Here is a 9,681-nt window from a genome sequence, read left to right as displayed (position 1 = left end):
AGCGGGGGCGGCTGTTGGGCGGGGAGGGTTGACCGACGGACGTCAGCCCATGTGCGGGTACGGGTAGTCGGTCGGCGGGACCAGGGTCTCCTTGATCGCGCGGGTCAGGGTCCAGCGCTGCAGGTTCTGGGGGGCGCCGGCCTTGTCGCAGGTGCCGGAGTTGCGGCCGCCGCCGAAGGGCTGCTGGCCGACGACGGCGCCGGTGGACTTGTCGTTGATGTAGAAGTTGCCCGCGGCGTAGCGCAGTTTCTCCGCCGTGTACGCGGCGGCCGCGCGGTCGTTCGCGATGACCGCGCCCGTCAGCGCGTAGTCGGACACCGACTCCATCTGGGTCAGCGTCTCCTCGTACTTCTCGTCGTCGTAGACGTGCACGGCGAGGAACGGGCCGAAGTACTCCGTCGTGAAGACCTCGTTGGCCGGGTCGGAGCACTCGACGACGGTCGGGCGGACGAAGTAGCCCACGGAGTCGTCGTACGTGCCGCCCGCGACGATCGTGCAGCTCGGGTCCCCGGCGGCACGGTCGATCGCCGCCTTGTTCTTCGCGAAGGCGCGCTCGTCGATCACGGCGCCGATGAAGTTCGACAGATCGGTGACGTCGCCCATGGCGAGCCCCTCGACCTCGGCCGCGAACTCGTCCTTGAAGCCGGAGTTCCAGATGGAGGCCGGGATGTACGCGCGGGAGGTCGCGGAGCACTTCTGGCCCTGGTACTCGAAGGCGCCCCGGGTCAGCGCGGTCTTGAGGACCGCGCGGTCGGCGCTCGGGTGCGCGACGAGGAAGTCCTTGCCGCCGGTCTCACCGACCAGGCGCGGGTAGGTGCGGTACTTCTCGATGTTCTGGCCGACCGTCTTCCACAGGTGCTGGAAGGTCTTGGTCGAGCCGGTGAAGTGGATGCCCGCGAGGTCGCGGTGGTTCAGCGCGACCTCGGAGACGGCCAGACCGTCGCCCGTCACCAGGTTGATGACGCCCTTGGGCAGGCCCGCCTCCTCCAGCAGCCGCATGAGCAGCACGGCGGCGTGGGTCTGCGTCGGGGACGGCTTCCACACCACGACGTTGCCCATGAGGGCGGGCGCGGTCGGCAGGTTGCCGGCGATCGCCGAGAAGTTGAACGGCGTGATCGCGTAGACGAAGCCCTCGAGCGGGCGGTGGTCGAGGCGGTTCCAGACGCCGGTGGAGTTGGCCGGCGGCTGCTCGGCGAGCAGGTCACGGGCGTACTTGACGTTGAAGCGCCAGAAGTCGATCAGCTCACAGGGAGTGTCGATCTCGGCCTGCTGGGCGGTCTTCGACTGGCCGAGCATGGTGGAGGCGGCCAGCGTCTCGCGCCACGTCGTGGACAGCAGCTCGGCGGCGCGCAGGATGATCGCGGCACGGTCGTCGAAGGACATCGCGCGCCAGGCCGGGGCGGCGGCGAGCGCGGCGTCGATCGCGTCCTGCGCGTCCTGCTCCGTGGCGTTCGCGTACGTACCGAGGCGGGCCTTGTGGTTGTGCGGCTGGACGACGTCGAAACGGTCGCCGCCGCCCATGCGGTGCTCGCCGCCGATGGTGCACGGCAGGTCGATGGGGTTCTCGGACAGCTCCTTGAGCTTCGCCTCGAGGCGGGCGCGCTCGGGCGAGCCGGGGGCGTAGCCGTGCACCGGCTCGTTGACCGGGGCGGGGACCTGGGTCACAGCGTCCATGGGTCTCGGAACTCCTTCGTGGGCGAGAGGGCTCGGCCCTGGGTCGGTTCTTGGTGATCAGTTCTTGGTGATCAGCGAGCGGGCGAAGAACAGCAGGTTGGCGGGTTTCTCGGCCAGACGGCGCATGAAGTAGCCGTACCAGTCGGTGCCGTACGCGGTGTAGACGCGCACGCGGTGACCCTCGGCGGCGAGCCGGACCTGCTCCTCGCCGCGGATGCCGTACAGCATCTGGAACTCGTACTCGTGCAGCTTGCGTCCCGCGCGCCGGGCCAGCTCCTGGGTGATGGCGATGAGCCGCGGGTCGTGGGACCCGATCATCGGGTACCCCTGACCCTCCATGAGGATCTTGAGGATGCGGACGTACGCCTTGTCGATCGCGGCCTTGTCCTGGTACGCGACCGACGCGGGCTCCTTGTACGCCCCTTTCACGATACGCACGCGGCTGCCGTCGGCGGCAAGGCGCCGGGCGTCGTCCTCGGTGCGGAAGAGGTAGGCCTGGATCACACAGCCGGTCTCCGGGAAGTCCTTCCGCAGCTCCTCGTGGATGGCGAACATCGAGTCGAGGGTGGTGTGGTCCTCCGCGTCCAGCGTGACGGTGGTGCCGATGCGGGCGGCGGCCTCGACGACCGGACGGACGTTGGCGAGCGCCAGTTCGTGGCCGCCGGGGAGGGCCTGGCCGAACAGCGACAGTTTGACCGACATCTCGGCCCGCTCGCCGAGGCCCAGGCCGTCGAGGCGCTCGATCAGTTCCAGGTACGCGTCACGTGCCGCGGTGGACCGTTCGGGGGTGGTGATGTCCTCACCGACCACGTCCAGGCTGACCTCGAGGCCGCCGTCGGTGAGGTGCTTGACGATCGGTACGACCTCGTCGACCGTCTCGCCGGCGATGAACCGTTCGACGACCGGCTTGGTCATGGGGGCTGCCGACACCAGGCGGCGCATCGCGTCGCTGCGCGACGCGGCGAGAATCACGGGACCCAGCACGGGGCAACCTCCACAGACGAGGAGCGGGGGGCCGAAACCGAACGATCCGGGGTGATCGATCCGGTGACGGCGCGGAGAACCACCGTGAAACTTAAGGATCCATCTGATCGTCGGCCATCGACAGCTGTCACGCATCCGTGCACTGGATCTCAGACATCTGTATGAAGGGCACGGAAAATGCGCGAGAATGCCCGAGTGGAAGGCGATTACCAGGAACTGGTCGACGAGATCTCGCAGCTGCTCGGCGCTCCCGCGACGCTGGAGAACCGGGACTTCGAGCTGATCGCCTTCGGCGCGTACGACAGCGACAGCGAGATCGACGAGTCCGCCCTGGACCCCGTGCGCACCCGCTCGATCCTCACGCGCCGCTCCACCGCCGCGGTCCGCACCTGGTTCGAGAGCTTCGGCATCACCCGCGCCACCGGCCCGGTCCGTATCCCGCCGACACCCGAGGCCGGTGTCTACCGGGGACGCATCTGCCTTCCGGTACGCCATCGAGGACTCGTCCTCGGTTACGTGTGGCTCCTCGCCGACGACCCGGGGCCCGGCGAACCCCAGCTCGCCGCCGCCATGGACGTCACCTCCCGCATCGGCGACCTCCTCGCGGACGAGGCGCAGGCGGGGGCAGACCTGACGCGCGAACTGCGTGCCGTACTGACCGCCGAGCGCGGCTGGCAACGCGACATGGCGGTGGCCGAGCTCCGTACGGCACTCGGCGTACGCGGCGAGGGGCTCCACACGGTGGTCTGCGTGACCCCCTGGCCCTCCGCAGATCCGGACGACGCCCCTTCGGTCCGTGCGCTCCCGGGAGCGACGGCCCTGTGCACGATTCCGTGGCGCACCGAGGGCCAGAGCCTGGCCCTGCTGGTACGGCTGCGTGCGTCGAACGTGCTGGCACCCGCGACGTCGGCGGCTTCGCGGCTGCTGAAGGAGGCGGAGGGCGGTGCGCGACCGCCCGGAGCGGGGCATGCCGCGGGGATCGCCGCGCCCCGCAGCGGTCTCGGCGAGCTGGGTACCGCCTGGCAGGAGGCGTCGGCCGCCGCCCGTGCGGCCCTGGCCGACTCCCGGTTCGGGCCGGTGGCCGAGTGGTCGTCCATCGGTCCGTTCCGCCTGCTGACGGCGCTCCCCGCCGAGTCCGCCCACGACTCCGCCGTGGTCCCCCTGCTGGCCCCCGCCCACCGCGAACTGGCCCGCACCGCCGAGGCCTTCCTCGACTGCGCGGGCCAGGCGGGCCGCACGGCGGCCCACCTGGGAATCCACCGGCAGACCCTCTACTACCGCCTGTCCCGCGTGGAGCGGCTCACCGGGCTGGACCTGGACGACGGCGAGGACCGCCTGCTCCTGCACATGGCGCTCAAGGCGCACCGCCTCTGAGGATTTCCACGATCCGCGACTCCATCAGCATGGTTCGGCGGTGGCGGCGAGTAGGGCGGCGTCGTCGTCGACCCGGTCGGGGGTGTTCAGTAGTTCCAGGGCCCGTTCGGTGATCTGCTGGGGGTCGGTGCGGGCGGCGGCGGGCAGCGCGCCGCAGGTCTGGCGCAGAGCCGCCAGGCCGTCGTCCAGGGACAGCGCCCGGTTCTCCACCAGGCCGTCGGTGTACAGCAGCAGGCTGGTGCCGGGCGGGAACGCCACCTCGCGGTCGACTGGGGCGCTGCCCAGTCCCAGCGGCCGCGCCGGGGGCAGCTCCAGGTAGGCGGTGTCGACGGCTACCAGCAGGGGCGGCAGGTGCCCGCCGGCGGCGTAGCGCAGGCGGTGGCGGTGGGGGTCGTAAACCGCGTAGAGGCAGGTGGCGAAGCGTTCGGTGGCGAGCGACTGCAGGTAGGCGTCCAGCCTGGTCAGCACCTGGGCCGGGCCGGCGCCCTCCAGCGCGAGGCTGTGCAGGGCGGAGCGGAGTTGGCCCATCACGGTGGCGGCTTCCACGTCGTGGCCCATGACGTCGCCGATGGCCAGTCCCACGGCGCCGTCGGGCAGGGCGAGCACGTCGTACCAGTCGCCGCCGACCTCGGCGCCGCGGTTGCTGGCCCGGTAGTGGGTGGCCAGGCGCACGCCGGGCACCTGGGGCAGGCGGTGGGGCAGCAGGGCGCGCTGCAGGGTCAGGGCGAGGCGGCGCTCGTTGTGGTAGCGGGTGGCGTTGTCGTAGGCCAGGGCCAGGCGGTGGGCGAGGTTCTCCAGATACTTGTGTTCGACCGCGGAGTACCCGCCGGTGTGCCGGACCAGTACCAGGGCCCCCAGCGTCTGGTCGTGGGCGTGCAGCGGCAGGGCCAGCACGGCGGCGGGCGCCGGGTGTGGGCCGGCTGGGGCTGGGGCGGTGCCGTTGATCGCGTGGGTGGCGGCGGTGGCCAGGGCCTCGTGGGCAAGAAGGGGGGTGCCGGCGATGTATACCGGGGGCGACTGCTCCGGGGCGGGTGCCGCAGGGGCGGGTGCCGCAGGGGTGGGTGCCGCAGGGGTGGGTGCCCCAGGGGTGGGTGCCCCAGGGGTGAGGTGGATGCTGATCTGGTCGGCGAAGTCGGGCAGCAGGATCTGGCCGGCAGTCCGCAGTATCTGGTCCGGGTCGAGGGTGGCGGACAGCCGCAGGCCCGCGTCGGCCAGGGAGGCCAGCACGGCCAGCTGGTTGCGGGTCTCGGTCAGGACCTGTTCGCGCAGCCGGGACAGTTCCAACCCGGTGCGGACGCGCGCCAGCAGCTGGCGCGCGGAGAAGGGTTTGGCCAGGTAGTCGTCGGCGCCGGCGTGCCGGCCCTGCACGGATTCCTCCTCGCCGGCGCGGGCGGTGAGCAAGACGATGGGCAGGCGGGCGGTGCGCGGGTCGGCGCGCAGCGCCCGGACCAGCTCGAAGCCGTCCATGTGGGGCATCATCACGTCGCTGAGCACCAGCTCCACCGGCTGGGCCAGGGCCGTCTCCAGGGCGGCCCGGCCGTCGGCGGCGAGCAGCACGTCGTAGTCGGGCTGCAGGAGCTGGGTGAGGTAGGCGCGCATGTCGGCGTTGTCGTCGACGACCAGCAGGCGGGCCCGGCGGGGGCGGTCGGTTTCGTGGGGGCCGGGGGCGTCGGTCGCGGGGGCGTGCGGGGTGCGTGCCGCGGAAGTGGCCGCGCCGGGGACGGGGTCGGCCGCCATCCAGCCCAGCGCCTCGTCCACATAGGCCGCGGCGCCGCCGGGCCGGCCGCCTCCGCCTTCCCTGGGGATCTCCCCGGGGGATCCGGCGCCGGCCGCGGGCGGGGCCGGGCGGGGCCGGTGGGCGGCGGCGAAGGGGAGGTCCACGGTGACGGTGGTGCCCTGGCCGAGCCGGCTGTCCACGCCGACCGTGCCGCCGTGCGCTTCCACCAGGTCCTTCACCAGCACCAGGCCGAGGCCGCTGCCCTCGTGGGAGCGGGAGCGGGCGCCGCGGATCCGGTGGAAGCGCTCGAACAGGCGCGGCAGCTCGTCCGCGGGGATGCCGGTGCCGGTGTCGGTCACGGTCAGCCGGGCCCGGTCGCCGGCCGCGGCCACCTGCACACGGGCGCCGCCGGTGAAGGTGAACTTCAGGGCGTTGCTGAGCAGGTTGAGGATGATCTTCTCCCACATCTCCCGGTCCAGGGACACCGGCTTGGGCAGCGGCGGGCAGTCCACCTCCAGCGTCAGCCCGGCCGCCTCGAAGGCGGAGCGGAACACCCCGGCCAGCTCGGCCGTGACACCGGCGAGGTCGAGCGGCTCGAGGACCGGGCGCGTCTGCCCGGCCTCGGCCCTGGCGACGTCCAGGAGGGTGTTGACCTGCTTCAGCAGGCGCAGGGCGCCGCGCTCGGCCAGCTCCAGCTGCTCGCGCCGCTCGGGCCGGTCCTCCTCGGCCAGGGCCTGCTGGAGCGGGCCCAGGAGCAGGGTGAGCGGGGTGCGGAACTCGTGGCTGACGTTGGCGAAGAAGGTGGTCTTGGCCCGGTCCAGCTCGGCCAGCGCCTCCGCCCGCCGGCGCTGCTCTTCGTGTGCGAGCGCGGCCGACTCGTGTGCGAGCGCGGCCGACAGCGCCCCGGCCACGGCTGAGGCGAACACCTCCAGGAAGTCGTGGTAGGTCCCGGCCGGGGGGAAGCAGGGGTTGACGCCCACCACCAGGACGCCTTCCACCTGGCCCGCGCAGTGCAGTGGCAGGGCCAGCGCCTGCTCGACCGGGATCCGGCCGGCCGCGGCGTGCCGCCCGGCCGTGCTGCCGCCGGTGAACGCGGCGGCCGGCAGTGTGGCCGGGGCACCGTCGGCGACCACCTGCCCCAGCCGGGCCGCCACCTCCGACCCGTCGGCCGCACTCAGCGAGACGGTCTCGGGCGCCGACGGGAGCCCGGCGGCGGCCGCCGGCCGCTGCATCCCCGGCTCGGAGGCCAGGTACAGGCCCAGGAACGGGATCTCCTCGGGGTAGGAGCCCGCCACCTCGGCGACCACGCGGGCGACCTCGCCCGGGGTGGGCAGCCCGGCGGTGCGCGTGCCGGTCTCGCTCAGCAGGCGCAGCCGGCGCTCGCCCAGTACCCGGCCGGTGGTCTCGGTGAGGATCTGCAGCACGCCGCCGGCGGTGCCGTCGTCCAGCAGCACGGGCTGGAAGGCGGAGTCGAAGTAACACTGCTCCAAAAAGCCGTGGCGCTCCATGATGAGCAGCTCTTCCGGGACCAGCAGGGGCTTGCGGGTGCCGGTCACATAGTGGAAGTGGGAGCTCACGGGGTCGGCCCAGACCTCGGGGAACACTTCCTTGTAGGGCCTGCCGAGCGCCCAGGGGTGTTTGGCGCCGACAATGGGTGTGGAGCCCTGGTTGTACAGCGTGGCGAATTCAGCCCCCCAGTACAGAGCCATCTCATGCTCAGAGGTGAGCATGAGGCGCAGAGTGTCCACCAGGGGCCCCGGCCAGGAGACGGTGGGCCCGAGCGGCGTCGCCGCCCAGTCGATCCCGGCCAGAAGCTCGCCGAACGCCCCGCTCTCGGCGAACACCCGGGCCGCCGCGGTGCGCGGGTCATCGGGCCGGGTCATCGAGAAATCTTCCTCCTGGCGCCTAGGTGATCCGCCCGCGCCCTCCCAAGGCTGCCGACGGCCACTCGCTGCGGACCTCCCGGGCGGATCGGATGCCGGATCCGACGGTTCCGGCTTCACTTCTGCCCGAATTGAAAGGTTAAGACAGTTAAGAGGCTATTTGCCCAGTAGTGTACGCCTGCAGCCGCACGCCGACGGCGATGATCGTCGACTCGCAGTCCCTGCGGGCGGCCGACACTGCCGGCATCGACGGACAAGGCCGGGACGCCGCACCGTGACCACAGCACACGCCACTCGGAGAAGAACGCGCACGGCCAAGCGACCCAACTAGTGCGCATCAAGCCCGGATTCCGGCGTTTCCACAGGAACCGGCCTACGCGAAGGTACCGGCACCGGGGGTGACCTGCGCCTCACCCAGGGAGCGCATTCGCGAAGTACCCACCATCACTTCGGTCAGACAGGACCGAAATTCGGACAGCATTACTGAAAATGATTGTCATCATGCTACGGTCAGGCTCGCATCCCTTTGACCACCCCTTTACCCGGAGGGCCCCGTGCGTCTGCCCGCCCGCCTCGTCCCCCTCTCCGCGGTCGCCGCGGCCTCCGCCCTGCTCACCGGCTGCTTCTCGGGAGCCGCTTCGGACGGTTCCGCGGAGGGCGGCGAGAAGCGCATCCGTGTCGCGATGATGCTTCCGCCGCGCTCCGGACTCTCACCGCTGTCCGACGACGCGTTCAAGCTGTCCCGCTGGTCGACCGCCGAGACGCTCGTCAGACTCGACGCGGACGGCGACGCCGAACCGGCCCTCGCCACCAAGTGGCAGCAGAGGGGCCGGACCTGGACCTTCGAGATACGGGACGGCGTCACCTTCCACGACGGTACGAAGCTCACCGCCGAGGCCGTCGTGCGGTCGCTCACCGCGGCCGCCACCGCCGCCCCCAAGCCCCGCATCCTCGACGGCGTGGACCTGACAGTGCGGGCCGAGGGCGACTCGGTCGCCGTCACCACCGCCACCGAGGACCCGCTCGTCCCGCAACGGCTGAGCTCACCGCAGCTGTCGATCCTGGCGGCGAAGGCGTACGCGGGAAAGACGGTCAGCCCCGTCGGCGCCGGCACCGGCCCCTTCGAGCTGACCAAGGTGAACGGCACCGCTTCCGCGTCACTCGACCGCTACGACGACTACTGGGGCGGCAAGGCCAAGTCCCCCGGTGTCGACGTGAAGTTCGTGCCGGACGGCACCGCCCGCGCGGCCGCCCTGCGCAGCGGTGAGGCCGACATCGTCGAGGCCGTGCCGGTCTCCCAGGCCGCGCTGCTCCACGAGGACCAGATCACCGAGGTCCCGATGCCGCGCACCAACACCCTCTACCTGAACACGGAGGACGGGCCCTTCAAGGACGCCTCCCTGCGCGCCGCGGCCCGTGAGGCCATCGACGCCAAGCCGATCGTCAAGGGCGTGTACGAGGGCCGCGCCGATGTCGCCGAGGGGCTGCTCGGGCCCGCGCTGCCGTGGGCCGCCGACCTGCGCTCGCCCGTGCGGCGCGCCAAGGCCGGCGCTCCGGACGGGCAGACCATCACCATCGGTACGTTCACCGACCGCGCCGAGCTGCCCGAGGTGGCCCAGACGCTGCAACAGCGGCTCCAGAAGGCCGGGTTCAAGGTGAAGCTGGACGTGCGCGAGTACGCGAACATCGAATCCGACGCGCTGGCGGGCGAGTTCGACGCGTTCATCCTGTCCCGGGCGACCGTCCTCGACTCCGGCGACCCCGCCGCCTACCTCTTCAGCGACTTCGGGTCCAAGGGCTCCTTCAACATCTCCCAGCTGTCCGACGGCACCGTCGACGCGGCCCTGGAGAAGGCCACCGAGACGAAGACCGGTGATGCGCGCCGGAAGGCCGTCATCGAGGCGGAGGCCGCGGTGCTGGCCACCGACGCCGCCGTGCCGATGCTGCACGAGCGGGTCATCCAGGGCGACGCGGCCGGCGTGGTGGACGTGGCGCACGACCCCCGCGAACGTGAGCTGATCACGACGGACACCTACGTCAAGTGACGTT

Annotated in this window: 5 protein-coding genes; 2 read left to right on the top strand and 3 right to left on the bottom strand. The window is 71.8% G+C overall.

All coding sequences use genetic code 11. The features are described 5' to 3' along the window. Window positions 1-42 precede the first annotated feature (42 nt). Together pruA and FGD71_RS45415 are read right to left on the bottom strand one after the other, a co-directional pair. Window positions 43-1,674, bottom strand: a complete 1,632-nt coding sequence (pruA, locus tag FGD71_RS45420) for an L-glutamate gamma-semialdehyde dehydrogenase (protein ID WP_119106483.1) — start codon at window positions 1,672-1,674, stop codon at window positions 43-45. Between the two features lie 57 nt (window positions 1,675-1,731). Beyond that, entirely contained in the window at window positions 1,732-2,658 is a 927-nt protein-coding gene (locus tag FGD71_RS45415) for a proline dehydrogenase family protein (RefSeq protein WP_119106482.1), read from the bottom strand. Between the two features lie 177 nt (window positions 2,659-2,835). Between FGD71_RS45415 and FGD71_RS45410 the strand changes: the two genes are divergently transcribed. Next, on the top strand, window positions 2,836-4,032 hold the full coding sequence (locus tag FGD71_RS45410) for a PucR family transcriptional regulator (RefSeq protein WP_119106481.1): 1,197 nt from the start codon (window positions 2,836-2,838) through the stop codon (window positions 4,030-4,032). A 24-nt stretch (window positions 4,033-4,056) separates the two neighbouring features. On the opposite strand, the gene FGD71_RS49830 is transcribed toward FGD71_RS45410, so the two are convergent. Continuing rightward, on the bottom strand, window positions 4,057-7,632 hold the full coding sequence (locus tag FGD71_RS49830) for a SpoIIE family protein phosphatase (protein WP_119106480.1): 3,576 nt from the start codon (window positions 7,630-7,632) through the stop codon (window positions 4,057-4,059). 554 nt (window positions 7,633-8,186) lie between these two features. Here FGD71_RS49830 and FGD71_RS45400 point away from each other — a divergent pair. Continuing rightward, complete coding sequence (locus FGD71_RS45400) at window positions 8,187-9,677, top strand: ABC transporter substrate-binding protein (RefSeq protein WP_119106479.1); 1,491 nt, start codon at window positions 8,187-8,189, stop codon at window positions 9,675-9,677. The last annotated feature ends 4 nt before the right edge of the window (window positions 9,678-9,681 follow it).

This window comes from Streptomyces sporangiiformans, from assembly GCF_005768555.2.
GTDB lineage: Bacteria > Actinomycetota > Actinomycetes > Streptomycetales > Streptomycetaceae > Streptomyces > Streptomyces sporangiiformans.
The sequence above is the reverse complement of the archived record's forward strand: the minus strand, read 5'-3'. Positions and strand labels throughout refer to the sequence as shown.

Excerpts from the sequence above, each read along its gene's own strand:
- pruA (WP_119106483.1), bottom strand. The coding sequence starts at position 1,674 with ATGGACGCTGTGACCCAGGTCCCCGCCCCGGTCAACGAGCCGGTGCAC.
- FGD71_RS45410 (WP_119106481.1), top strand. The coding sequence starts at position 2,836 with ATGCGCGAGAATGCCCGAGTGGAAGGCGATTACCAGGAACTGGTCGAC.
- FGD71_RS49830 (WP_119106480.1), bottom strand. The coding sequence starts at position 7,632 with ATGACCCGGCCCGATGACCCGCGCACCGCGGCGGCCCGGGTGTTCGCC.